Annotated in this window: 24 protein-coding genes; 11 read left to right on the forward strand and 13 right to left on the reverse strand. The window is 66.0% G+C overall.

Translation table 11 applies throughout. The annotated features are described in order from the left end of the window. Window positions 1-29: 29 nt before the first annotated feature. The 8 genes from WDU99_RS15635 to WDU99_RS15670 form a co-directional block, all read right to left on the reverse strand. Window positions 30-806, reverse strand: a complete 777-nt coding sequence (locus WDU99_RS15635) for an SDR family oxidoreductase (RefSeq protein ID WP_337333395.1) — start codon at window positions 804-806, stop codon at window positions 30-32. A 10-nt stretch (window positions 807-816) separates the two neighbouring features. After that, entirely contained in the window at window positions 817-2,301 is a 1,485-nt protein-coding gene (locus WDU99_RS15640; protein ID WP_337333396.1) for an NAD-dependent succinate-semialdehyde dehydrogenase, read from the reverse strand. Beyond that, window positions 2,298-3,251, reverse strand: coding sequence for an NAD(P)-dependent oxidoreductase (locus tag WDU99_RS15645; protein WP_337333397.1), 954 nt, complete (start codon window positions 3,249-3,251; stop codon window positions 2,298-2,300). The genes WDU99_RS15640 and WDU99_RS15645 overlap by 4 nt, the downstream gene beginning before the upstream one ends. Before the next feature lie 23 nt (window positions 3,252-3,274). Beyond that, window positions 3,275-3,793, reverse strand: a complete 519-nt coding sequence (gene fae / locus WDU99_RS15650) for a formaldehyde-activating enzyme (protein WP_337333398.1) — start codon at window positions 3,791-3,793, stop codon at window positions 3,275-3,277. After that, complete coding sequence (locus WDU99_RS15655; protein ID WP_337333399.1) at window positions 3,793-4,734, reverse strand: glycine betaine ABC transporter substrate-binding protein; 942 nt, start codon at window positions 4,732-4,734, stop codon at window positions 3,793-3,795. The genes fae and WDU99_RS15655 overlap by 1 nt, the downstream gene beginning before the upstream one ends. Window positions 4,735-4,796: 62 nt before the next feature. Further along, the gene (locus WDU99_RS15660; protein ID WP_337333400.1) at window positions 4,797-5,594 is read right to left on the reverse strand and encodes an ABC transporter permease; all 798 of its coding nucleotides are present in this window, start codon (window positions 5,592-5,594) and stop codon (window positions 4,797-4,799) included. Continuing rightward, window positions 5,591-6,628, reverse strand: coding sequence for an ABC transporter ATP-binding protein (locus tag WDU99_RS15665; protein WP_337333401.1), 1,038 nt, complete (start codon window positions 6,626-6,628; stop codon window positions 5,591-5,593). Before WDU99_RS15665 ends, WDU99_RS15660 begins: the two co-directional genes overlap by 4 nt. Then, window positions 6,621-7,352: an ABC transporter permease gene (locus tag WDU99_RS15670; protein ID WP_337333402.1), complete on the reverse strand. Its 732-nt coding sequence runs from the start codon at window positions 7,350-7,352 to the stop codon at window positions 6,621-6,623. The genes WDU99_RS15665 and WDU99_RS15670 overlap by 8 nt, the downstream gene beginning before the upstream one ends. Window positions 7,353-7,403: 51 nt before the next feature. Between WDU99_RS15670 and WDU99_RS15675 the strand changes: the two genes are divergently transcribed. Then, window positions 7,404-8,252, forward strand: coding sequence for an IclR family transcriptional regulator (locus WDU99_RS15675; protein ID WP_337333403.1), 849 nt, complete (start codon window positions 7,404-7,406; stop codon window positions 8,250-8,252). A gap of 142 nt (window positions 8,253-8,394) precedes the next feature. On the opposite strand, the gene WDU99_RS15680 is transcribed toward WDU99_RS15675, so the two are convergent. Next, the gene (locus WDU99_RS15680) at window positions 8,395-8,802 is read right to left on the reverse strand and encodes an arsenate-mycothiol transferase ArsC (protein WP_337333404.1); all 408 of its coding nucleotides are present in this window, start codon (window positions 8,800-8,802) and stop codon (window positions 8,395-8,397) included. A gap of 91 nt (window positions 8,803-8,893) precedes the next feature. Here WDU99_RS15680 and trxB point away from each other — a divergent pair, with 91 nt between their 5' ends. The 5 genes from trxB to WDU99_RS15705 are packed head-to-tail and all read left to right on the forward strand — an operon-like array spanning window position 8,894 to window position 12,713. Further along, complete coding sequence (gene trxB / locus WDU99_RS15685; RefSeq protein WP_337333405.1) at window positions 8,894-9,868, forward strand: thioredoxin-disulfide reductase; 975 nt, start codon at window positions 8,894-8,896, stop codon at window positions 9,866-9,868. Then, complete coding sequence (gene trxA / locus WDU99_RS15690; protein WP_110555108.1) at window positions 9,865-10,191, forward strand: thioredoxin; 327 nt, start codon at window positions 9,865-9,867, stop codon at window positions 10,189-10,191. The genes trxB and trxA overlap by 4 nt, the downstream gene beginning before the upstream one ends. Continuing rightward, window positions 10,188-11,279, forward strand: a complete 1,092-nt coding sequence (arsB, locus tag WDU99_RS15695; RefSeq protein WP_099197148.1) for an ACR3 family arsenite efflux transporter — start codon at window positions 10,188-10,190, stop codon at window positions 11,277-11,279. The genes trxA and arsB overlap by 4 nt, the downstream gene beginning before the upstream one ends. A gap of 2 nt (window positions 11,280-11,281) precedes the next feature. Beyond that, window positions 11,282-12,277: a metalloregulator ArsR/SmtB family transcription factor gene (locus WDU99_RS15700; protein WP_337333406.1), complete on the forward strand. Its 996-nt coding sequence runs from the start codon at window positions 11,282-11,284 to the stop codon at window positions 12,275-12,277. Window positions 12,278-12,305: 28 nt separating this feature from the next. Beyond that, window positions 12,306-12,713: an arsenate reductase ArsC gene (locus WDU99_RS15705; protein ID WP_017201945.1), complete on the forward strand. Its 408-nt coding sequence runs from the start codon at window positions 12,306-12,308 to the stop codon at window positions 12,711-12,713. A 194-nt stretch (window positions 12,714-12,907) separates the two neighbouring features. Here the strand turns inward: WDU99_RS15705 and WDU99_RS17305 are convergent, their stop codons facing one another. The 4 genes from WDU99_RS17305 to WDU99_RS15720 form a co-directional block, all read right to left on the reverse strand. Next, on the reverse strand, window positions 12,908-15,007 hold the full coding sequence (locus WDU99_RS17305; protein WP_420064020.1) for a zinc-ribbon domain-containing protein: 2,100 nt from the start codon (window positions 15,005-15,007) through the stop codon (window positions 12,908-12,910). Between the two features lie 222 nt (window positions 15,008-15,229). Then, window positions 15,230-16,273 (reverse strand): TniB family NTP-binding protein, encoded by a 1,044-nt coding sequence (locus WDU99_RS15710; protein ID WP_337333408.1) that lies wholly within the window; start codon window positions 16,271-16,273, stop codon window positions 15,230-15,232. Continuing rightward, on the reverse strand, window positions 16,270-18,306 hold the full coding sequence (locus tag WDU99_RS15715) for a Mu transposase C-terminal domain-containing protein (RefSeq protein WP_337333409.1): 2,037 nt from the start codon (window positions 18,304-18,306) through the stop codon (window positions 16,270-16,272). Before WDU99_RS15715 ends, WDU99_RS15710 begins: the two co-directional genes overlap by 4 nt. Then, window positions 18,299-19,120 (reverse strand): TnsA-like heteromeric transposase endonuclease subunit, encoded by an 822-nt coding sequence (locus WDU99_RS15720; RefSeq protein ID WP_337333410.1) that lies wholly within the window; start codon window positions 19,118-19,120, stop codon window positions 18,299-18,301. The genes WDU99_RS15715 and WDU99_RS15720 overlap by 8 nt, the downstream gene beginning before the upstream one ends. A gap of 223 nt (window positions 19,121-19,343) precedes the next feature. Between WDU99_RS15720 and WDU99_RS15725 the strand changes: the two genes are divergently transcribed. The 5 genes from WDU99_RS15725 to WDU99_RS15745 all read left to right on the forward strand — a co-directional run bounded on the left by WDU99_RS15725 (window position 19,344) and on the right by WDU99_RS15745 (window position 23,539). Beyond that, window positions 19,344-19,736, forward strand: a complete 393-nt coding sequence (locus tag WDU99_RS15725; RefSeq protein ID WP_337333411.1) for an ArsR/SmtB family transcription factor — start codon at window positions 19,344-19,346, stop codon at window positions 19,734-19,736. A 1-nt stretch (window position 19,737) separates the two neighbouring features. Then, window positions 19,738-20,718 carry an SRPBCC family protein gene (locus tag WDU99_RS15730; RefSeq protein ID WP_337333412.1) on the forward strand — a complete coding sequence of 327 codons (981 nt, stop codon included), beginning with the start codon at window positions 19,738-19,740 and terminating at the stop codon, window positions 20,716-20,718. Between the two features lie 168 nt (window positions 20,719-20,886). Beyond that, the gene (locus tag WDU99_RS15735; RefSeq protein WP_337333413.1) at window positions 20,887-21,918 is read left to right on the forward strand and encodes a mechanosensitive ion channel family protein; all 1,032 of its coding nucleotides are present in this window, start codon (window positions 20,887-20,889) and stop codon (window positions 21,916-21,918) included. A 126-nt stretch (window positions 21,919-22,044) separates the two neighbouring features. Next, the gene (locus WDU99_RS15740) at window positions 22,045-22,266 is read left to right on the forward strand and encodes a helix-turn-helix domain-containing protein (RefSeq protein WP_337333414.1); all 222 of its coding nucleotides are present in this window, start codon (window positions 22,045-22,047) and stop codon (window positions 22,264-22,266) included. Further along, window positions 22,256-23,539, forward strand: a complete 1,284-nt coding sequence (locus tag WDU99_RS15745) for a HipA domain-containing protein (RefSeq protein WP_337333415.1) — start codon at window positions 22,256-22,258, stop codon at window positions 23,537-23,539. The genes WDU99_RS15740 and WDU99_RS15745 overlap by 11 nt, the downstream gene beginning before the upstream one ends.

Consider the following 23,539-nt stretch of genomic DNA (forward strand, 5'->3'; position numbering starts at 1 on the left):
TGTTCGTTGAGGGTGTGGGGGCGCCGCGGTCAGCGCACCAGGTAGCCGCCGTCGACGGACAGCACGTGCCCGTTGACGAAGTCGGAGGCGGGGCTTGCGAGGAAGACGGTCGCGCCCATGAGGTCGGCGACGTCCCCCCATCTCCCCGCCGGCGTGTGGTCGATGATGCGCTGGTTCGCCTCCGCGTCGGCGCGCGTCTCGGAGGTGATCGGGGTGGCGAAGTACCCGGGGGCGATCGCGTTGACCTGGATGCCGTGCCCGCCGAGCTCGTCGGCGTACGCCTTCGTGAGCCCGGCGATGCCGTGCTTGGTCGCGGCGTACGCGGGAGATCCGAGTCCGCCGAGGAACGAGAACAGCGAGGCGATGTTGATGATCTTGCCGGAGCCCTGCGGGATCATCCGCTTCGCGGCCTCGTGGGACATCTCGAACGCGGCGGTGAGGTTCACCGCGACCATGGGGTCCCACTGCGCGCGCCCGAACTCGGTGACGTCGGCGATGCGGCTGATCCCGGCCGAGTTGACCAGGACGTCCACGCCCCCGAACGCCTCGACGCATGCGTCGATCACGCGCGCGGGTGCGCCCTCCGCCGTGATGTCGACGCGGAGTTCCCGGTAGCCGACACTCGCCTCGGCGAGGAGAGCTGCGGTCTCGCCGCCGTCGTCGAACAGCGTCGGCACGAACATGTCGGCACCCGCTTTGGCGAGGGCGAGGGTGAACGCCTGTCCGAGGCCGGTGTTGCCGCCGGTGACGATCGCCCGCTTTCCCCGGAGGGAGAAGTGGTCGAGGGAGAAGTCGGTGATGTGCACGGATGATCCTTCAGGAGTGGGTGCCGACGAAGGGGTCGGCGATGCCGATGTAGGTCGTCTCGAGGTACTCGTCGATCCCCTCGAACCCGCCCTCGCGACCGATGCCGGACTGCTTGACGCCACCGAACGGTGCAGCCGGGTTCGACACGAGTCCGGTGTTGAGGCCGAACATGCCGGTCTCCAGACGCTCGGCGAGACGTAGCGCCCGGTTCAGGTCGCGGGTGTACGCGAAGCACACCAGCCCGTACTCGCTCGCGTTGGCGAGGCGCACGGCCTCGTCCTCGTCGCGGAACACGGTGATGGGCGCGACGGGTCCGAAGATCTCCTCCTGGAGGATGCGGGCGTCCTGTGGCACGTCCACGAGCACGGTCGCGGGGTAGAAGTAGCCGCGCCCCTGGGGAATGCTGCCGCCGAGTGCGATGCTCGCGCCGTCCTCGAGCGCTCCGGCGACGAGTTCGGCGACCTTGTTCCTGGTCGACTCGTCGACGAGCGGCCCGAGCGTCGACTCCGGGTCGGTCCCGCGGGCGTTGACGTACCCTGTCATGCGTTCAACGAGGCGCGAGGTGAATTCCTCCGCCACGCTCTCGTGCACGAGGAACCGGTTCGCCGCGACGCACGCCTCACCGCCGTTGCGCAGCTTCGCGAGCAGGGCCCCCTCGACCGCGGCATCGACATCTGCATCCTCGAACACGAGGAAGGGGGCGTTGCCTCCGAGTTCCATCGAGACGCGGAGCACCTGGTGCGCGGCGTCCGCGATGAGACGGCGCCCCACTTCGGTTGATCCGGTGAACGAGAGTTTGCGCAGTCGCGGGTCGGAGATGAGCGGGCCCGTGACCGCGCCGGCGCGGGTCGTGGGGATGACGTTCACGACGCCGTCCGGCACTCCGGCCTCGCGGAGCACCTCGGCGAACAGGAGTGCGGTGAGCGGCGTGAGCGCGGCGGGCTTGAGCACCGAGGTGCAGCCGGCCGCGAGTGCCGGCGCGATCTTGCGCGTGGCCATCGCGAGCGGGAAGTTCCACGGGGTGATGAGCAGGCTCGGACCGACCGGTCGCTTCGCGACGAGCAGTCGGTTGCGGCCGTCGGGGGCGGTCGCGTAGCGCCCGGAGATGCGGGGTGCTTCTTCCGAGAACCAGCGCAGGAACTCGGCGCCGTAGGCGACCTCGGCGCGCGATTCGGCGAGCGGCTTGCCCATCTCGAGCGTCATGACGAGGGCGAAGTCCTCGGCGCGGGCCGTGACGAGCTCGAAGGCCCGGCGCAGGATCTCGCCTCGCTGACGCGGAGCGGTGGCGGCCCAGGCGGTCTGCGCCGCAGCAGCGGCGTCGAGTGCGGCCATGCCGTCCTCGGGCGTCGCGTCCGCGACCCGGGCGAGCACCTCGCCGGTCGACGGGTCGTGCACCTCGAAGGTGTGGCCGGAGCTCGCCTCCCGCCACTGACCGTCGATCAGCAGGCCGGTGGGGATGGCGGCGATGACCTCGGCTTCGCGTGCAGCGGTCATGCGGGCACCTCCCGACGGAGGTCGCGGCCGAGTAGTTCCTCGTACAGTCGCACGGGCGTCATCTCCCCGGCGCGGTCGCCGTAGCGCGCGCGGGCGCGACGGAAGATCTGCTCGACGAGGGAGGACAGCTCGACCGGCATCCCGACCGAACGGGCGAGATCGACGGAGAGGCCGAGGTCCTTGCAGGCGAGGGCGATCGCGAAGCCCTCGTCGTAGTCGCCGTGGTCGAGGATCGACAACACGTCGCGTGAGACGAAGGTGCTGTTCGCGGGGCTCGCGATAAGCGCGTCCCGCAGCACCCCAAGGTCGACGCCCGCGGCGACGCCGACCGACAGCACCTCGGCGGTCGCGACGAGGTGGGAGAACCACAGCTGGTTGATCATGAGCTTCACGGCGTAGCCTGCGCCGGGCCCGCCGACGTGGAGGATCCGCTCCGGGTCCCCCATCGCCTCGAACACGGGACGCAGCCGCTCGACATCATCGGCGTCGCCGCCGACGAAGATCTGCAGCATCCCGTTCGCGGCACCGACCGACATCCCGCTCACGGGGGCGTCGAGCAGGTGCAGGCCGCGGCCGGCGGTCGCGGCGCGCACACCGTCGAGCACGTCCGGCACGGAGGTCGACATGTCGATCCAGGTGCCGCCGTCCGGCAGCCCCACCACGAGGCCGTCAGGCCCCGAGGCGACGGCCTCGACGTGCTTGGGCGTCGGCAGCATCGTGATGATGAGGTCACTGGCGGCGGCGACCTCGCGAGGGGTCTCAGCCCACCGGGCACCGCCCTCGATCAGGTCGGAAGCCGACTCGCGGCGCAGATCGGTCACGACCAGCGGGAAGCCCGCGGCCTGCAGGTTGCGGGTCATTCCTGACCCCATGTTGCCGAGTCCGATGAACCCGACGGTGGGTCGGGTCCCGACCGGCGTGGGGTCGAGGACGGGGGTGGGAGAGCTCATGGGTGATGCGTGTCCTTCGTGGATCAGGCGGATGCGGTGGAAGGGGTGTAGAACGGATTGGTCGGCGCGTGCCGGGCTTCCAGCACGGCGTCGAGCTTGGGCAGGCCCGCCGCGCCGTTCGCGAGCGCGGTGCGTGTCGCCTCGCGGTTGTTGCGGTAGACCGTGTCGGCGTCGTCGGCCGCCGGATTGACCCACACTGCGGCGACGAGGGCGTGCGTGTCGGCAGCCTCGCGCGGGATCACACCGTCGGCGACGGCGTCGGCGACGCCCGCCGCGACTCCGGCCTGCGCCGGGCCCCAGATGAGGAGGCCGTGCTCGTCACCCGCCGGTGCGGCCTTCGTGACGAACAGCGTCATGGGCTTCACCGGGAGGGAGGGGCGGAGCACCGCCACGAAGGGCACGTGCCCCTGGCTGGGGCTGGCGAGGGCAGTGGCCCACGCCGTCCCCGCCGGGCCCTCGCGATGGCCGAGCACGGTATTGATGTGCGCCGCGTTGACGCCGTCGCCGACGAAGCTCTCGCCGATCTGGAGGGTCGAGGTCATCAGATGAGTCCCTGCTCCTCGAGCCAGTCGATCGCGATGTCCTCGGGGTCCTCGCCGTCGACGTCGGCCTTCGCGTTGAGCTCCTGCATGACCTCGGTGGTCAGGAGCGGGCTGAGCTCGGCCAGCACGTCGGCGATCGCCGGGTACTCGTCGAGAGTGCTCTGCTTGAGCGTGAATCCGCCCTGGTAGCTGGGGAAGAACTCCTTGTCGTCTTCCATCACCACGAGGTCGAGCGCGGGGATGCGGCCGTCGGTCTGGAAGACCTCGCCGAAGTTGCAGTCGTCGCCCTTCTGGGTCGCCGTGTAGATGACGCCGGTGTCGAGCATGGTGACGTTCGAGTCCGGGGCATCGAAGCCGTAGGCGGCCTTGAGACCCGGCCAGCCATCGTCGCGCGTCGAGAACTCGCTCTCGATGCAGAACGTCTGATCGGCGCTCGGCAGGGCTGCGACATCACTCAGCGTCTTCACGCCCAGCTCGTCAGCCTCCTTCTTACGGATCGCGAAGGCGTAGGTGTTGTTGAACGGCGCGGGGTCGAGCCACGCGATGCCGTTCTCGGCGTCCGCTTCCTTGACGGCGTCGAACTGCGCCTCGGCGCCCTTCACCGGCGTCGTGTTGCCGTTGTAGGTGATCCACGACGTGCCGGTGTACTCCCAGTAGCCGAGGAACTGGTCGTTCTCGAGCGCCTGTCGCACGTTGGCCGAGCCGACGAGCTTCGTGTTCGCCTCGACGTCGGCACCGTGCGCATTGAGCAGTTCGGCCGTCATGTAGGCGAGGATGTACTGCTCCGAAAAGTCCTTCGAGCCGATCTCGCCAGTGAGACCTTCCAGCTCGTCGCCTTGGGCTCCCGAGCCTCCGCCGGCACCGGACGAGCAGCCGGTGAGGAGCAGGGCGCCGGCGGCGATGGCGGCGAACGAGGCGGTGGCGATGGTGCGTGTGTTCATTGCAAGTTCCTTTCGGGAAGGGAGTGTGCTGTGCATGTGAATTAGTGGTGGAGTGGTGGTGCTCAGAGGCCCTTGGGTCGAACGATGTCCTCCACGACGCCGGCGGCCCAGTCGATGAGCACGGCGATCGAGGCGACGAGGATCGCTCCGACGACGAGAACGGGATAGCGCTGCAGCTTCAGGCCGTTGATGATCATGTCGCCGAGACCGCCGGCGTTGATGAAGGTCGCGACCGTGGCCACACCGACCGCGAAGACGAGCGCGGTGCGGAGTCCCGCGAGGATCACGGGCGAGGCGAGCGGGAGCTCCACTCGGCGCAGAACCTGGGACGGGGTCATGCCCATGCCCCGGGCCGACTCGCGGATGCTGGGATCGACCTGGGCGAGGCCCGCGATCGTGTTCTGCAGCACGGGGAGGAAGGAGTAGATGACGAGTGCGAGCAGTGCCGTCGTGAATCCCGTCTGCCAGACGATTGCGAGCAGGATCACGACGCCGATCGCCGGCGTTGCCTGACCGATGTTCGCGATGCCGATCACGATCCCGCGGAACACCTTCGACCGGGAGCGGCTCACCGCGATGCCGGCGGGGATCGCCAGCACGGCCACGAGGACGGAGGCGATGATCGACAGCACAAGGTGCTCGCCGATGCGGGCCGTGATGTAGTCGGCGTTGAGCGTGCGCTGCTCGATCGAGTCGAGGTCGAGGCTCGACACCCACACGTAGGTGAGCACCAGCACGACCGCGACGACGATGAGCGGCATCAGGCGGCGCAGCAGCACGGGCATGCCGCGTCGGGGCGCGGACTGCGTGCGCAGCATCGTGGTCGCCGACGGCACGACCTGGGGGCCGGTCACGGTCACGCCTCCTCGGCGCGACGCGCGGGGCCTTCGGAGCCCAGCGCCGCCGAGATGGCCGCCTGGTCGATCGAGCCGACGACCGCCCCGGCCCGCGTGACGTTGACGCGCGGGGCGCCGGTCAGCACGAGGGTGTCGAGGGCTTCGCGCAGCGAGGCGTGCTCGTCGACCGTGGCGGTCGGGGCGGCAGCATCCGCGGATCCGATGCGGGCGTCCGTCACGGGGATGAGCGCGAGCCGCTTGAGCGCTGCGCCCTCCCCGATGAACGAGCGCACGTAGTCGTTCGCCGGGTCGGCGAGGATGCGGGCCGGGGTGTCGAACTGCTCGATCTGGCTGCGGTCGCTGAGCACGGCGATGCGGTCGCCCATGCGGATCGCCTCTTCGAAGTCGTGTGTGACGAAAATGATGGTCTTGCCGATGTCGGCCTGCAGGCGCAGGAACTCGGCCTGCAGCTTCTCGCGGGTGATCGGATCGGTCGCGCCGAAGGGCTCATCCATGAGCATCACGGGCGGGTCGGCAGCCAGTGCCCGGGCGACGCCGACACGCTGCTGCTGTCCGCCGGAGAGCTGGCGCGGGTAGCGCTGCGCGAACGTGCCAGGATCGAGCTGCACGGTGCGGAGGAGCTCGTCGACGCGCTCCGCGATACGGGACTTCGACCAGCCGAGCAGCTTGGGGACGACCGCGATGTTCTCGGCGATCGTGAAGTGCGGGAACAGGCCGATCTGCTGGATGACGTAGCCGATGTGGCGGCGCAGCTCGTTGCCGTCGAGCGACAGCACGTCGTCGCCGTTGATGCGGATGGACCCGGACGTCGGCTCGATGATGCGGTTGATCATCTTCATCGTCGTGGTCTTGCCGCAGCCGCTGGGGCCGACGAACATGATGAGCTCGCCGGGCTCGACGCGCATTGAGAAGTCCTCGACTGCGGGCGTCTGCTGACCCGGGTACTGCTTCGTGATGTGGTCGAGGACGATGTCGACGCCGCCCTGCTGCGCTGCGAGGGAGGTGAGAACGCCGGTGTTCGTGGTGATGTCAGGCACGGAGACCCCTTGAAGTGGTGAGGCGGGAGACGAGCACGAGGATGCCGTCGAGGACGAGCGCGAGGATGATCACGGCGACGGTGCCAGTGAGCGCGTAGTTGAGCGCGTTCTTCGAGCCGAGTGAGCTCAGCCCTTTGAAGATGTACTCGCCGAGCCCGGGGCCGGCGACGTAGGCGGCGATCGCCGCGATGCCGACGGTGAGTTGAGCCGCCACGCGGATACCGGTCATGATGACCGGCCACGCGATCGGGAGCTGCACGGTGAACAGGATGCGCGTGGGGCCGAGTCCCATACCGCGTGCGGATTCGAGCACCGAGACGGGCACCTCGCGGAGGCCGACGACGGTGTTCCTAACGACCGGGAGCAGCGAGTAGAAGACGAGGGCGACCACGGTCGGCAGCCAGCCGAGACCGAGGACGGGGCTGAGCAGCGCGAGAAGGGCCAGCGACGGGATCGTGATCGCCACGGCGGCGGCGGTGAGCACGGTGGTGCGGGCGATGCGGCGGTTGCGGACCAGGATGCCGAGGCCGATGCCGATGACCGCCGCGAGGACGACTGAGACGACGACGACGACGAGGTGATCGCGGGTGAGCTCGAGAATGTCGTCCGCGCGACGTGTGAGGAAGGCTATGAGGTCTTCCCAGTTGAATCCGGTCAAGAGGGCTCCTGTCTCGTCGTTGAGGCCGGTACCGGGGATGAGACTCACGGTAGCCTCTGTGGCCATTTCGTCAAAGAGTGTTGTGTATATGGCAACCGCTGACGCTACACTCTCACTGTGACCACCCCCTCCGGCGGCCCTCGCCGCAATTCCTCCGGCCTCGGACGCGACATCGAGATCCTCGAGCTGCTCGGCGGCGACGAGGCGCTGCGCTCCGGCGGACTCGGCGTCTCGCAGGTGGCGCAGCTCACCGGGCGGGACAAGGCGGTCGTGTCACGCACACTCGCGACGCTCGCCGAGACCGGACTCGTCGAACGTGATGAGGAGTCGCTGCGCTACCTGCTCGGGCCGCGGCTGTACGCCCTGGCGGCGCACACGGCCACGTCGACGCTCGTGCACGCCTCGCGTAGCATTCTGCGTCGCCTCGTGCAGTCCACGCGCGAGACGAGTCACCTGTGCGTGCTGCGCGGCGGCAACGTGCTTACGCTGCTGAGCGAGCTGAGCCCGCACGACGTGCGCACGACCGGCTGGGCGGGCACCACCACGGCCGCGTGGCGCACCCCCTCGGGTCGTGCGCTGCTGAGCGACTGGGACGAGGAGTCTCTCGCACGCTGGTATGACGACCACGGGCAGGATCAGCCCCTCGTCGGCCGTTTCGACCAGGCTGACCCCGCGGGATTCCCGGTTCTGGACTCTCCCCCGCCGGGCAACTCTCCGGTGACGGATCTCGCGAGCCTGCACACCGAACTCGGCCGTATCCGCGAGCAGGGCTACGCGCTATCGGACGAGGAGCTCGAGTTCGGGGTGGTGGCAGCCTCGGCGCCGATCATCGACTTCACGGGACGCATCGTCGCAGCCGTGAACGTAAGCGCCCCGAAGGCGCGAATCGGGCACCGCCTTGAGGCGCTTGGCGCGCTCGTCTCGCGAGCTGCGCGCGAGCTGTCGACGCGTCTAGGTATGGTCTGAACTCGCCGAAGGCGACGGCCGCGACGGCCAGAGGTACTGAGGTCGGTGCAAGCCTGGAATGATCTGACGTGTACTCCCAGGCGGGAGTGGTGATGAAGGTTGAGCGTGCCTGCGCTGCCAGGATCTTCCCTGAGGGGCCTGGCTACTCCAACAGCCGGGTCGCCAGTGCCCGCACCTTGAGATCGACCGAATCGCGCAGGTCGCGAACCGCGTCGCTGTCCACGGACCAGTCGGCCGGGTCTGGGAACTCCCACTGCACGAGCTCACCGGAGACGGGCCCGGGTAGTTCCAAGCCCGGCTTCATCAGTACCACCACATCGGCGCTCGCGAGGTCGCCTGGGGTGACGGCGCGCGGTACTGCGGCTGATGTGTCGATGCCGAGGTCGTCGAGGGTCGCGGCGACCGCGGGGTTGATCGCGGCAGCAGGGTGCACTCCGGCGCTGTCTGCGATCAGTCGATCGCCAGCATGCCGGGCCAGCAGGTGCGCGCCCAGCTGCGAGCGTCCCGCATTGTGCGTACAGATGAACAGCACGGTCTGAGGGTCTGTCACGTCATCCTTCTCTTCTCCGGCGAGACACTCGCCGGATCGTTGGTATGACACCAAGCTTGCACGTTGCATTGATAAGTGTCAATATAGACGCATGTCGATTCAAGAGGTTGAGCTAGTCATCATCGGATCCGGGCCCGCCGGGTATACGGCTGCGGTGTATGCGGCGCGGGCGGGCCTTGCCCCTGTCGTGCTTGCCGGTTCCGTCACCGCCGGTGGCGCGCTCATGACAACCACCGAGGTGGAGAACTTCCCCGGTTTCGTCGACGGTGTCCAGGGTCCGGAGTTGATGGAGTCGATGCGCGCGCAGGCTGAGCGCTTCGGTGCCCGCATCCTTCTCGACGACGCTGTCTCGGTCGACCTGGCAGGGCCGGTGAAGACGGTGCGCACCGGATCGGGTGACACGTACCTGGCGCGTGCGGTGATCCTCGCCATGGGGTCCGCGTACCGCAAGATCGGACTGGCCGATGAAGAGCGTCTCACCGGCCACGGGGTCTCCTGGTGTGCGACCTGCGACGGCTTCTTCTTCCGCGACCAGGAGATCGTCGTGGTCGGCGGCGGCGATTCGGCGATGGAGGAAGCACTGTTCCTCACCCGGTTCGCGTCGAAGGTCACCGTGGTGCACCGCCGCGACACGTTCCGCGCCTCCCAGATCATGGCGCAGCGGGTGCTCGAGCACCCGAAGATCGACGTCGCCTGGAACAGCGAAGTGGCCGGCATCCTCGGCACGGACAAGGTCGAGGCGGTCACGCTGCGCGACACGGTCTCCGGGGCGGAGCGCGAACTCTCCGTCACTGGGGTCTTCGTCGCCATCGGGCACGACCCGCGCTCCGAGCTCGTCGCGGGCTCCGTCGACACCGACGCCGACGGGTATGTGCGGGTCGCCCACCCGTCCACCCGCACCACCCTCGACGGCGTCTTCGCCGCCGGCGACCTGGTCGACCACACCTACCGGCAGGCCATCACCGCAGCCGGTACGGGCTGCGCGGCCGCCCAAGACGCCCAGCACTACCTCGCGGCCCTCACGGACACCGCGCCCGCATTCGACGCCCAGGAGGTCCTCGCATGAGTGTCCCGATCGTGGTCACCGACGCCACATTCCAGAACGACGTCACCGACTCCGAGATCCCCGTCATCGTGGACATCTGGGCCACCTGGTGTGGTCCGTGTAAGCAGATCGCCCCGCTTCTGGACCAGCTCGCCATCGAGTACGACGGGCGGGTCAAGATCGTGAAGCTCGACGCCGACCAGAACCCGGCCACGGTGACCGCCATCGGCGTCACCTCGATCCCCACGCTGGTCTTCTACAACCAGGGTGCGCGCGTTGACATGCTCATCGGCGCCCACGCCAAGCCCGTAATCGCAGAGAAGATGGAGGCGCTCCTCGCATGAGCACCGCAACCGCACCCACCCCCACAACGACCACCCGCCGCCTGTCGACCCTTGACCGATGGTTGCCGCTGTGGATCGGACTGGCCATGGTCGCCGGAATCCTCGTCGGCCGCTTCATCCCTGGCGTCTCCGACCTCCTCGCACACATTGAGGTTGGCGGCATCTCTGTGCCGATCGCGCTCGGCCTGCTGGTGATGATGTACCCGGTCCTCGCGAAGGTCCGCTACGACAAAGTCGCCGCTGTCACCGGCGACAAGAAGCTCCTCATCTCCTCACTCGCTCTGAACTGGGTCGTCGGACCGGCACTGATGTTCGCCCTCGCCTGGGCGTTCCTTCCCGATCTCCCCGAGTACCGCACCGGCCTCATCATCGTGGGCCTGGCCCGGTGCATCGCGATGGTCGTCATCTGGAACGATCTCGCCTGCGGCGATCGGGAAGCCGCCGCCGTCCTTGTCGCCATCAACTCCGTGTTCCAGGTCATCGCCTTCTCCCTGCTCGGTTGGTTCTACCTCACCGTGCTCCCCGGATGGCTCGGACTGGACTCGCAGGGACTGGAGATCTCGATCTGGCAGATCGCCCTCAATGTCCTTGTCTTCCTCGGCATCCCCCTGATCGCCGGCTTCGCCTCCCGCCTGATCGGGGAGCGTGCGAAGGGCCGCGACTGGTACGAGGAGAAGTTCCTTCCCAAGATCGGACCGTGGGCGCTGTACGGCCTGCTGTTCACGATCGTGCTGCTGTTCGCCCTGCAGGGCGAGCAGGTCACCAACCGGCCGTGGGATGTGGCCCGTATCGCCCTCCCGCTGTTGGCGTACTTCGCCGTGATGTGGTTCATCGGACTGTTCACCGGGAAGGCGCTCGGGCTCGGATACGCCCGATCCTCCACGCTGGCGTTCACGGCCGCGGGCAACAACTTCGAACTCGCCATCGCCGTCGCCATCGGCACGTTCGGGGCCACCTCCGGCCAGGCCCTCGCCGGCGTCGTCGGCCCACTGATCGAGGTCCCCGTGCTCGTCGGACTCGTTTACGTCTCCCTGTGGGCGGCCCGACGCTGGTTCCACACCAACCCGTACACCGCTGAAAGGATGTAGCCATGAACGTCACACTGACGACCACCGGCGACACCTGCAGTCCCGTCGCCACCCACGCGATCGGCATCGACGCTGCCACCTCGGTCGCCGCGACGCTGAAAGCGCTGTCCGACCCGCTCAGGCTGCGCATGCTGTCGGCCATCGCCTCCGATCCCCGCGGAGAATCGTGCGTGTGCGACCTGGCCGAACTGGCCGACGTCTCCCAGCCCACCGTGTCGCACCACCTGAAAGTCCTCAAAGACGTGGATGTCCTCGTCTCCGAGCGGCGTGGCACCTGGGTCTGGTACCGCATCAACCCGAACCGCCGAGGCGCGGTCACCGCTCTCCTGGACTCGTTCGCACCTGCGACCGTGAGTGAGCCGTGGAGCGTTGAGCGCACGGATGCGAGCACTCGACCCGACTTCGACGCGCGCGTGACTCATCTTGCCGATGAGCTCGCCGCCGAGATTCCGGAGGTTGACGCCGACGTGGTGCTCACCATCGTCCGCGAGTCGTACACGTCCCTTGCCCGCACTGCTCGCGTCACCTCTGCATTGATCCCCTTGACCGAGAGGTTCGCCCGGCAGCGCCTCGCTGACCTCACCAGAGACCGCGACGCCTCCGTCCCGCAGGTGCTGTTCGTGTGCGTCGCGAACGCCGGACGCTCCCAGCTCGCCGCAGCACTCGTGAATCAGATCAGCGGCGGCAAGGTCGTTGCACGTTCCGCAGGGTCAAATCCGGCGGACGTCATCCACCCCCACGTCCGATCACTGCTCACGGACATCGAAGGTGACATTGCCGCGGACCGGTATCCCAAACCGCTCACCGACGACGCGGTGCGCGCGGCAGATGTGGTCGTCACGATGGGCTGTGGGGACGTCTGCCCGATCATCCCCGGCGTCCGGTACGACGACTGGGCAGTGGGTGACCCCGCTCTCGCGTCTCGCGAAGGCGTCGAAGCGATCCGTGACGATATCGCCGCACGCGTCCATGTTCTCGTCGACGACCTCCTCCGCTAACCCCTCTACCGCCCATTCAGGAGCAAACATGACTGACACCACCGTTAAGCCGTCCGTCCTCTTCGTCTGCGTTCACAACGCCGGACGGTCGCAGATGGCGGCCGGGTTCCTCCGCGAGATCGCCGGCGACCGTATCGAAGTGCGCTCGGCCGGGTCCATGCCTGCGGATCAGATCAACCCCACCGCCGTCGACGCGATGCAGGAACTTGGTATCGACATCACCGCCGAGCAGCCCAAGGTCCTCACCACCGAGGCGGTGCAGGCCTCTGACGTCGTGATCACCATGGGGTGTGGCGACGCCTGCCCGTTCTTCCCCGGAAAGCGCTACGAAGACTGGAAGCTCGACGACCCCGCTGGGCAGGGGATCGACGCCGTCCGGCCCATCCGCGACGATATCCGTGGTCGCATCGAACAGCTGGTGAGCGAGCTCCTCTGAGAAGTCCACGGCTCGACAATCCGCGACGCTGACGTGAGGTGGCGAGTCGGCAGTGCGATCTTGGTCAGGCCTTCATCGCTTCTCGACTCGCTCGCGTTTGGGCGAGCAGCGAACACGTGAGCCTTTGCCCTTCGTGCTCGAAGGGTTCAGCGTCGCCAACTGCGAGCTCGATGGCGTTGGCACCTAGAGTGTCGCTATGTCCGGCATTCGGGGCAGCGGGCGTGAGGCCTGCGGGTTCTGGTCTGAACTCTCGATGGCCACGTATACCCGCAGGCACAGTGCCAGGTGACTTTTCTCCCCGATCCGACGGTGACCTCGGTGGGCGAGAGGGCGTTAGAGGCATCCCACTGCGCTGCGAGATCGGGTCGCAGGGTTGCAAGGTCAGTCTCCCCTGGGATGGGTAGCTTTCCTGCGCAGTAAGGGCAGCCGCAGCCGGACGTCCGGTTTTTGACTGTCGCGGGCCACGAGTGATTGCGGTGGCAGATCCACGACACTTTCACGTGGGAGGAGACCGTGACCTGATTGGGGGAGCAGTCGTTGCTGGGGTCCCATTGTGCGGCGATATCCGGTCGGAGTGTCGCGAGGTCGGTTGCGCCCGGGATGGCAGCACGGCCGGAGCAGGAGGGGCATCCTGAGCCTGCGTGTCGGTTGGCGACGGTCGCTGGCCAGGTGTGGTTTTCTGCGCACCGCCATTGGGCCTCATAGGAGCTGCTGACGGTCACTTCGGACGGTGTCCGGTCGTTCGCTCCTGGGGTGTGGTCCCACTCTGAAGCCACTCGGGGGTCGATAGTTCCCAAGTCATTGAATCCCGCGAGGACGACGCGATTTGCACACACGGGGCATCCCGTCTGGTCCTTCGTGCGGCCCCAGACGGGAAGTTCCCATGTGTGACCCAGCGCGCAGCGCCATACTGCGGGGTAATTCGAGCCCGCGGTGACCTCGCACGGAGTCTTGGAGTTCGCGGGGTCCCATTGTTCGGCGAGTTGAGGGTGGGTGGTGGCGAGGTCGTTGAAACCGGCGAGGGTGCGTCGATTGGAGCAGTACGGGCACCCTTGTCCCGAGCTACGGGCGCGGATAGCCGCGTCCCAGCTATGGTTGCAGGGGCCGCGCCACCAGACGACGCGTTCGGATCCGGGGGTGACTGTCTCCGGGGTGATGGAGCCGTCGTTGCGTTGGTGGTCCCACTCGGATGCAAGGCTCGGGTGAAGTGTGGCTAAGTCTGTTTCGCCCGGTATCGCCCGGCCGCGGGCGCAATAGGGGCAGCCGCTATCTAATGTGGTGCGCGAGCGCACCTGGGCTGGCCAGGTGTGCCCCCGAGCCGTGCACCGCCAGTTGATTTTCCGGGCGGAGGTGACGCTGACGTGATGGGGGTCCCCACGGTTGGCTCCCGGGGTGGTGTCCCATTCCGCGGCGATGTCCGGCCGCAAGGTGCCAAGGTCGGTATGCCCCGGCCAGAAATCCATGCCGATGCAGTACGAGCAGTTCGTCTGGGCAAAACCACGCACATGGGGGCTTGCTTCCCAGGAGTGCCCCTCCTCGCATAGCCACCAGGCTTTCTGGGAGACATCGACTCCGGACCAGGGGTCGCGATTGGGCGAGTTGCGACTCCAATCCCACTCGGAGATCGCTTTCGGGTGTCGGAGGATCCACAGTGGGTAGTCGGCGGAGGCGTCCAGGATGCGGGGAACGTCGATGGTATCGAGAGCGACCTCCAGGGGTTGGAACTTCGTGTGGATGGTGCGACGGCGCAGGGGCCGTAGCCAGAGAACGATGCGTTCGACGAGGATGTCGCTGTCGGCGACACCCAGCGTCGCATGTATGTCGGGGCGCAGGGCTGCCGCTGTCTGAGTCGCCCATCGGGCGCAGTTCGCGGGGTTGGACAGGATCTCCAGGACCCGCACGGTCGAGCGGTATAGGCGCGCGCGACGGTGGATCTCGATCGTCGCGCCCCTCGACTCCTGGTTCTGTTCGGTGTCATCGTGTGCCGTGGAGAGGCGGTCGTTGTCGCGCACCATGGCCCACACGCATCCGTGGAGTTGTGTGGTGACCAGACCGGCGGTGACGAGCCGACGGAAGGATTGCTCGGCTTTCCGAAGGCCCGGATCGAAAGGGAGGATGATCTGGGTGTCTGGTTCGGTTCCGGGGCCGATCCACACCATCTGACCCGGGTGTCTCAGGCAGACGTTCTCTCGGTCGTGGGGGATCTGTTCGATCGTCTCACCGGCACTGCACAGGCGGCAGAGGAAGCGTTTCGGGTATCCCCGGGTGGGGTGAGGTTGCGCGTGGCGCTTCATGCGGTCGTAGTGGCCGGCTGGGCGTCCCGCTGTTGCTTCGATCGTTTGGGCGGCAGCCTGTTCGTCTATCCAGACTCGGTGGATGTTGGGTTGGGCTCTGGTGGTCAGCGCTCTCGGCGAAATCGAACGGGATTCCTGCTGCGATGCATTGCCGCCGCGCGTAGGAGCGGGGTGTTTCGAAGTGGTGCCATTTCGGACGTTTCGCCCACGCCTGCACGCTGGTCATGCCGCGTCCACCAAGTCGTCAAGCGTGACGCTGTGCTTGTTGAGGGTGGTGCGCCGGAGTGAGTCGAGAACGCCGAAGAGACGCTCACGAGTCACGATCTCGGAGGTGCGCGATTCGTCTCTTAGGATTGAGGCGACGAGCCGATCCACGATCATCGCCAGGACGGCGAGTTGTCCATTGGCAGCATGAAGGAGCGTGCCGGCGTTCCGCGTGAGAAGGCCATAGGAGTGCCCGCACAGTGGCAGGAAGTTATCGAAGGTGGCAACCCACTTGATCCATTGATCGAGATCGTCTTTCACGATCGGGTCAATCTTGTCGAGTGTGACGAACTCGCAGCGTGCGCTGACTTGTAGGCCGTCGCCTGCGTTGAAGGCTTGATCGAGGTTGATTCCGACCAGGACGACGCTCGCGCAAGACTCGTTTTGGAGAGCTTTGATCACGCTGGAGGGTTCGGTCCCGCCGAGCTTGTGTGCTTCGTCTATGACTAGCAGTTTGGTGCGGTGGCGCTGGAGGGCCTCGACGGCCAGCTTCCGCAGCCGGTCGGTGGCGATCTGTTTGGGGAGGACGATGGTGGGCGCGAGGAACTCGACGATCTGGGCGAGGAGTGCTTTCCCTGTCGAGTGTTCCGTCATCTCTACCCAGACGACTGGAACGTCACCGTCCCGGAGATAGTCGGGATGGAGGGCCGCGTGTTTTCGCTCGACAGACCGAGCCAGCAGGAGAGCGAGTTCGGTCTTGCCGGAAAACATCGGCGCGGAGATCATCAGTCCGCGCCGCGAGTTCTTCAGCCGAGGGTTGATCCGGATGAGGTCCTCGAGGATGCGAGCGCAGACTGTTTGCTCGCGTGTCTTCACTCGCAATGTCAGCCGAAGAAAGTCTTCGCGCGCTTGGTCGTACAGCTCTCGATCTTCGTCACTCAGGTTGGAGTACTGCCGGAAGGAGATCTTTGGTGGGCATGCGGGTTCGGCGTCGAATGCTTCTCGAAGTCCCGCCAGGGTGGTCTTGCGGTCATGGTGGAGAACGAGCGGGCTGATCTTCATTGGTCGAGCTCCTCTGCTTGTGCGAGATCGATGTCGGGGGATGTCCAATCGATGGTGCTGATGTCGATGGGCGTGGCCCATTGACGTAGAGGGATCGGTGTCGTTGTCGTGGGTCCTGGCTCGCTTTGTGCTTCGACCTTGAGTCGCTGCTGCTCCTTCTTGTGCTTGGTGCGCTTGCGTTTGTCTCCTCGCTCGCGGCTCTCGACGTGATCGATCCACTCTCGACGCCGGTCGGGATCGTCGATCGCGGCGTCGGGGTAGCGGGCAAGAAGCTTCATGTCGATCTCGGCGACCATCGGTGCGGTCTTCTCCCGCAGAGCGGTGTCCCAGCACTCGATCCACACGTCTGTCTCCGGGTGACGTACCCATACGGTGTTCGCGTTGTAAGGGTCGAAACTCACCGAGAACTTTCGCGCTTTCGCGGATCCGGGTTCCGCGCCAGTCAGAGAGCGATTACGGAGGTCCTCCAAGTGGGGTGAGTCGTACCGGCGGTTGTGAAGTTCGATCCCCGCTCGACCGATCATCCGGCGCTCGGTGGGCAGCAGAGCGAGATACTCTTCGACTCCGAACGGGATTGGTACTCCGGGGCCCACGGCGAACAGCTCGGCGTACATCTGGTTCGGGGTGAATGTGCGACTTGGGGAGTCCTTCGATTTCAAACCGCGGTGCGGCCTGTTCAAGTAGATGTTCGAGATCCAACTGTCGAGGATGAGGCGAAGCGAATCCAATGTGAGAGTGGGGTCGTCGTGGCGGGCGCGATTAACCACCGAGTTGCCCACAAAGCCAGCCAGCCATGCAGCGAAGTCTGACGAGAGCGTGCCGAAGTTGCGTTCAACGTGTGGCTTCACGGTCGGAGTTCCGCGAGAGGCAAGGTCGATGTGGATTCCGTAGGCCCGGCATGCATCCTTAAACGTGCGGGACCGGAAGTCAGCCCCACCATCGATGGTTATCGATCTGGGGAAGATCCAGGGAAGAGCGAGGGAATCGTCGGTGAGGTAGGAGTTCACCTGTTTCATCAGTGCGACGGGCAACGTGGTTGAACCGGACAACGCCGCTGCCCCTGAGCCGGGGACGGCCTTGCGTCCGATTACAGCCCGAGCGAGCAGGAGCGCGTGGTCGAAGCCGCCTGGGGAGTCCGCGTGGATTGCCCAGGCAAGCGGGACACGACTGGCGACGTCGAGAAGCACGGTGAGCTTCGGGCGGAACGTACTGTTCTCGTCCCAAACGAGAACGTCCAGGTCCGTTGAGTCGATCTCACATCGTTCGCCGAGTTGGTATGCGGCGCCCGAGTAGTACTGACGCTTGGGGCTGTTGTCGGTGTTGCGTCGGGTGGTCGCCTTGCCGAAGCTGTGGCGACCGGCTGCGCGCTCATTGATATACCCCTGCAGCGTACGTTCTTTGATATCGCACAGAGGATCATCGGGGTATGTGTCCTCGAGTGCTCGTCGCACTAAGACAGCGCAACGGCGTTTGCTGCTCGTCGACTTGTCTGTCTGTCGATCGAGGAAGCGATCGATGATCGCGACCAGCCGCGGGTCTGCTCGACTGATCGCGAGTCGTTGCGCACCCTTCCGGTGCATTCGGGCGTTGAGGCCGGCTGCGCCGTCTCGCTGGTAGACCTTCCATAGGAGGTAGAAGGTGCTTTGCGCGCGCCCGAGGGAGGTACCTTTCAGTTCAAGAAGCTTCGCGTCTACTCGTTGCGTCTGGGTCGTCAGTGCTGGGTCGTACTGAGCCCGAGAGGTAGTCGCGAGCGGGCCCATCGGCGCGCCGGTGAAGGCCTCAAGGAGATGCGCTTCCATATCGCACACGTCGGAGGGCCATGCATCTCCATCTGGTCGCAGAGACACAGCGCTGTCGCGTCGAGCCGTGCCCGCGTGGCGCAGGAACTCTTCTACGGACATCAGTAGGTGTCGATCCGGTGCGGTCGCGGACCGGAGCTTCACCTCCAACCCAGGGATGATGTGGACCCAGATCCAGAGCTCACCGTCGATCTCGAAGGAGTCGCCGAGCTTGAGTTTGCGCTCGTCAGCCACGGATCGCCCCCGCTATCGTGTGTCGGGCAGTAGTCAGTATGGCGTTGCTGTTGAAGACCATCGATAGGTCGAGTGCGAGTAGTCGGCGCCACGCCAGGTTGTCCACCCAGGCGCACGCAACGGGTGGGAATTCTGGTGATGCCAGCTCGCATAGTTCTAGTCGAGTCTTGCCATGCCGTGCCGCATCGAGAATCCTGTTCTCGATGTCAGCGGGAGGCCTGCACCGGTCGTGACGTGATGCCGACAACCACTCGACGATGCGAGTCGCGTGAACGCTGTGCCCGGAAAGCACCTCGTATGGCCAACCAAGCGCCGCGGATACCCGGGCCGTCTCATCGAACTGCAGTTGGGCGTAGTCATCGATGCGATCCAGAGGTTTGACGTCCCGGAGGGCATAAGAGCCGTCAGACAACTGCAGCAAGAAGTCGGGCACGTGCCAATGCCCCGCCAGCGGGGACCGCATGCCGAACACTACGCCGAAGGGCTGCGACCACACCTTCTGCACCTGACCGCCAAAATCCAGCCACATGAGTTCGTCGCGCTCGAACTGGGACTCACACCACACATGGGTGCGGGTGCGGCTCCAGAAGTATTCGCTCCCCGTGAAGAAGTGGCTCGCTCCCTTGGAGACGCGAACCTTCATGGGATCGATGACGGACCAATCCAAGCGACCGACGCTCCGATCGACCAGAGCGAACGTGGTGCCATCGGCGTAACCAGTCGGGGAACTGTGGTCCCGCGGCACCCAATGCAGTTCTGAGTCCTTCGAGAACCGTCGTCGAGCGATCAACCGTGCGATCTCAACTGGCTTCATCACCACTCCAAACGGAGGCGAAGTGCCCAAGTAGGCACATCGTTGTCGCCTGCTGACAGGGTTGCGCTGCCAATCCTCGTCACTGGCGCGACACTCCGCTTTACATCGGAATTACTCCGATTTCATCGTGGGTAATCCGATGTAAAGCGGTTACTCCGATCTAAAGATGCAAATGACAAAAACCTATTGACACGGGCATCCGATCGCTCTAACGTACAACCAAATGGTTGCACAACAATCTGAACTCAGCGAAGCGGAGGTCGACCGTGTGTTCCACGCACTGGCGACGGCGACCCGGCGCGACATCGTGCGCCGGACGATCGAGCGCGAGCAGTCCGTCTCCGCCCTCGCGGCCGACTACGACATGTCGTTCGCGGCCGTGCAGAAGCACGTCACCGTCCTCGAAGACGCCGGCCTCATCATCAAGCGCGCCGAGGGACGCGAGCGGCTCGTCCGCGCGAACCCCGAGATGATCGCCAAGGCGCGGGCACTGCTCGCCCGCTACGAAGAGCTCTGGCGCGCACGCGTTGCGCGTCTCGACGACCTGTTCGCCGCCGAGACGCGTTCCGAAGAATCCACGAAGTCCACGCAAGAACCACCTGCTCAAGGAGAATGAAATGCCTGTCATCGACATCAACACCGACACCGAGAACCTGACGATGACCGTCACCGCCGAGTTCGCGGCCCCGATCGAGCGGGTCTGGCACGCGTACAGCGATCCGCGCCAGCTCGAGCGGTTCTGGGGTCCTCCCGGCTGGCCGGCGCGGTTCGAGACCTGGAACCACACCATCGGCGGTCGCGCCGACTACTCGATGAGCGGCCCGCGCGGCGAGACCTCACGCGCGTACTGGGAGTTCCTCGAGATCAACGAGCCCCGCGGCTTCTCAGTGCTCGACGGATTCCGCGACGACGACGGAAACCCCACCGCCGACCTGCCCGCCATGCGCATGGACTTCACGTTCGAGTCCGCCGGCGAGGGCACCCGCATGGTCACCTCCAGTCGATTCGACTCGCTCGAGGCTCTGCAGCAGGTGATCGACATGGGCGTCATCGAGGGCACCCGCATGGCCATGGCGCAGATCGACGCCGTGCTGCGCGACCTGCGCGAGTACGCCCAGGGCAAGGGCACTCGCGTCGAGGAGCTCGACGACACGCACGTGCGCATCACCCGGCTGGTCGATGGGCCGCTCGATCTGGTGTGGCGCGCCTACACCGAGCCCGAGCTGATCAAGAAGTGGATGCTCGGACCCGACGGATGGGAGATGACCGAGTGCGAGGTCGGTCTCAAGACGGGTGACCGCTACCGCAACTCGTGGGCCCCCGTCGGCGACACCGAGGGCGAGGCGTTCGGCTTCGAGGGCGAGATGCTGCTGGTCGAGCCGCCGCGCCGTGCCGTGTCGAATGAGCGGATGCAGGGCACCGACGGCCCCGACGTGCTCAACGACGTCAACTTCTATGAGGAGGACGGCGCGACGCTGATCACGGTGCTGATGGAGTTCCCCGACAAGGACACCCGCGACATGATCCTCGGCACCGGCATGGCCGACGGCATGGAGGAGTCGTACAAGCGGCTCGAGCGCGAGGTGCTCGCCGCCTGACGCACAGAACTCCGGAGGAACCGGCCGATTCCGTCAGGTATCGGCCGGTTCCTCGTGTGCGGTGTCAGATTCTTCGGAGTTGTGTGCAGGATCCGGCGAGCACCCACCCGCGGGGCACGGTCAGGTCATGACCAGACGTCACCGCAGGCCCGCACCTAGGGTGGATGGATGATCGATTGGACTTCGTGGATCGGAACCATCGTCGCCATCGGGATCGCGGTCGCCGTCGCGCTGGCGGCCGTGCTGGCCCTGCGGCTGATCGCACGGCTGCTGAGTCGCCGCGTGTCATGGATGCGTGACCTCGATCGGCGGGTGCGGCGCGCGTGGTCGGCGTTCTGCATCGTGATGGCGGTGTGGATCGCGGGCGCCGTGACGGCACCGGGCCGCGAACCCTGGTGGCCGGTCGTGTCGCACGCCCTGTTGATCGCCGCGATCCTCACGGCGGCGTGGCTGCTCGCCGCGCTGGTCGCATTCGGATTCGAGGGGCTGCTCAACCGCGAGAAGGTGACGTTCACGGGCGCGAACCTGCGTCGCCGTCGTACGCAGATCCTCGTCATCCAGCGCCTCACCCTGGTGCTGATCGGCGTGGTCGCCGTCGGCGCGGCGCTGTTCTCGTTCCCCGCGCTGCGCATCGTCGGAACGAGCCTGCTGGCATCCGCCGGAATCGTCAGCGTCATCGCGGGCCTCGCGGCGCAGTCGATCTTCGGCAACCTCATCGCCGGCGTGCAGATCGCGTTCACCGACGCGATCCGCGTCGGCGACGTCGTCGTCATCGAGGGCGAATGGGGTCACATCGGCGAGATCAACCTGTCGTACGTGGTCGTCTACATCTGGGACGAGCGACGCCTGGTGATCCCGTGCAGTTACTTCACGACCAACCCCATCGAGACCTGGACGCGAAAGTCGGATGCCATCCTGGGTACGGTCTACATGGACCTCGACTGGCGGGTGCCGATGGATGAGGTGCGCGCGAAGTTCCAGGAGATCATCGAGGCGTCGGATGCCTGGGATCGCCGCAGCTCGAGCGTGTACGTCACGGACTCGCAGGGCGGTCATGTGACGGTGCGCTTCGTGATGTCGTCGGAGGACTCCGACGATCAGTGGGTGCTGCGCTGCGAGGTGCGCGAGAAGATGATGGCCTGGCTGCAGCAGGAGCACCCCGAGGCACTGCCTCGCACCCGCGTCGCCGTCGACAGCTGACCCGGCGTCCCGTCCACGAGGCCGTGACCTTGCTTCCGCCGAGTGTGCGTTATACGTCACTTGGCGCTTGTGTGCGTTATAAGTCACATTATAACTTGTGCGTTATAAGTCACTAGTGAGGTCGACATGGAAGTACGCGCTGCATCCGACTTCGGTGCGCTCGTCGCTGAGCGCCGCGAGGTTCTGAATCTGTCCCAGGCTGAGCTCGCGCGCCGTGCCGGCGTCACACGCGAGTGGGTCGTGCGACTAGAGAACGGCTCCACCGCCGTCACGCTCTTTCGGCTCATGCGGGTCCTTCGGGAGCTCAATCTCGTCGTGGACGTCAGCGAGGTCGACGATGGCGAGTGAACTGTTCGCGTACCTCGACGGCCAAGCGGTCGGCGTCGTCGAGCAGTCGGCAGGCGGTGCACTGTCTTTCACCTATGATGACGACTTTAGACGCCGGCGCGACGCGACCCCGCTTTCACTTTCCATGCCTCTTGTGCGTGCCGGGCACAAGAACAAGCCGGTCCGCGCCTTCCTGCAGGGGTTGCTTCCTGACAGTCCGGGACGGCTCACCGAACTTGCGCGTGAGCATCGCGTCAGTGCCAACAATCCTTTCGCTCTGCTTTCATACTCAGGTCGTGATGCGGCGGGTGCGGTGCAACTGCTTCCACCTGGCGAGGCGAGCGCTGATGCGGCCGAACGTCAAGGCGCGGTGAGAGAACTCTCCGACACTGACTTCGCGGAGCTCGTGGCAGATGTTGTGCGCAATGGCGACACGTGGGGGAGGCGCACGAGTGACGCACGCTGGAGTCTTCCCGGCGCGCAGCCCAAAGTCGCTCTGTTCCGCACCCACGATGGGCGGTGGGCGGTGCCGCAGGACTCCACGCCGACCACGCACATCCTCAAGCCCGCGGTCGCGCCGTATCCGGACCATCACATCAATGAGTTCATGACGATGGCCGCGGCGCGCGCATTGCGGCTTCGCGTCGCTGACGACTTCTTGGTTACCACCGAACGTGGCGACGCGGTGTTCGTTTCCACACGCTACGACCGACGGGTCGAAGAGGGACGCTGGCATCGTCTGCACCAGGAAGACCTATGTCAGGCGCTGAGCGTGCCACCGGACATGAAATATCAGTCAGATGGCGGACCGGGTGTCGCAGCGATCGCCCGGCTCATCAGCTCCTTGCCTGATGCCGAAGATCGTCGAGGCAACGCGAGACGGTTCTACGAGGCTCTTGTGTTCTCGGTGGCGTCGCTCGGCACCGATGCGCACGCGAAGAACTACTCGCTTCTGCTGCGGCGGGATCGTGCCACGCTCGCCCCGCTCTATGACCTCGCCAGCTACGCTCCGTACCTTTCCGCCGGCAGTGCGGTCCCAAAGCTCGCGATGTCGATCGACGAGGAATACAGCGTCGGGCGCATCGGACTGGATGCACTGGTCGCGACAGCGAGGCGGCTCGGAATCGATCGGGATTGGGCTGAAGCGCGTGCGCGTGAGATCACGGGCGGCGTCGTAGGCGCCTACGCGTCCGCGGCGGACGCGGTGCGAGCGCAGCTCGGCAACAGTCCATTCGTCGGGCGGATGCTCGACTGCATCGATGAGTACGCGTCCTCACGCAACTGGAGTACGTGA

The organism is Microbacterium bandirmense (assembly GCF_037204185.1).
GTDB classification, from domain to species: Bacteria; Actinomycetota; Actinomycetes; order Actinomycetales; family Microbacteriaceae; genus Microbacterium; species Microbacterium bandirmense.

Coding starts and splice junctions, on each gene's coding strand:
- WDU99_RS15640 (WP_337333396.1), bottom strand. CDS start 2,301: ATGACCGCTGCACGCGAAGCCGAGGTCATCGCCGCCATCCCCACCGGC.
- WDU99_RS15645 (WP_337333397.1), bottom strand. CDS start 3,251: ATGAGCTCTCCCACCCCCGTCCTCGACCCCACGCCGGTCGGGACCCGA.
- fae (WP_337333398.1), bottom strand. CDS start 3,793: ATGACCTCGACCCTCCAGATCGGCGAGAGCTTCGTCGGCGACGGCGTC.
- WDU99_RS15655 (WP_337333399.1), bottom strand. CDS start 4,734: ATGAACACACGCACCATCGCCACCGCCTCGTTCGCCGCCATCGCCGCC.
- WDU99_RS15670 (WP_337333402.1), bottom strand. CDS start 7,352: ATGGCCACAGAGGCTACCGTGAGTCTCATCCCCGGTACCGGCCTCAAC.
- trxB (WP_337333405.1), top strand. CDS start 8,894: ATGTCGATTCAAGAGGTTGAGCTAGTCATCATCGGATCCGGGCCCGCC.
- trxA (WP_110555108.1), top strand. CDS start 9,865: ATGAGTGTCCCGATCGTGGTCACCGACGCCACATTCCAGAACGACGTC.
- arsB (WP_099197148.1), top strand. CDS start 10,188: ATGAGCACCGCAACCGCACCCACCCCCACAACGACCACCCGCCGCCTG.
- WDU99_RS15700 (WP_337333406.1), top strand. CDS start 11,282: ATGAACGTCACACTGACGACCACCGGCGACACCTGCAGTCCCGTCGCC.
- WDU99_RS15705 (WP_017201945.1), top strand. CDS start 12,306: ATGACTGACACCACCGTTAAGCCGTCCGTCCTCTTCGTCTGCGTTCAC.
- WDU99_RS17305 (WP_420064020.1), bottom strand. CDS start 15,007: ATGAAGCGCCACGCGCAACCTCACCCCACCCGGGGATACCCGAAACGC.
- WDU99_RS15710 (WP_337333408.1), bottom strand. CDS start 16,273: ATGAAGATCAGCCCGCTCGTTCTCCACCATGACCGCAAGACCACCCTG.
- WDU99_RS15720 (WP_337333410.1), bottom strand. CDS start 19,120: ATGAAGCCAGTTGAGATCGCACGGTTGATCGCTCGACGACGGTTCTCG.
- WDU99_RS15725 (WP_337333411.1), top strand. CDS start 19,344: ATGGTTGCACAACAATCTGAACTCAGCGAAGCGGAGGTCGACCGTGTG.
- WDU99_RS15730 (WP_337333412.1), top strand. CDS start 19,738: ATGCCTGTCATCGACATCAACACCGACACCGAGAACCTGACGATGACC.
- WDU99_RS15735 (WP_337333413.1), top strand. CDS start 20,887: ATGATCGATTGGACTTCGTGGATCGGAACCATCGTCGCCATCGGGATC.
- WDU99_RS15740 (WP_337333414.1), top strand. CDS start 22,045: ATGGAAGTACGCGCTGCATCCGACTTCGGTGCGCTCGTCGCTGAGCGC.
- WDU99_RS15745 (WP_337333415.1), top strand. CDS start 22,256: ATGGCGAGTGAACTGTTCGCGTACCTCGACGGCCAAGCGGTCGGCGTC.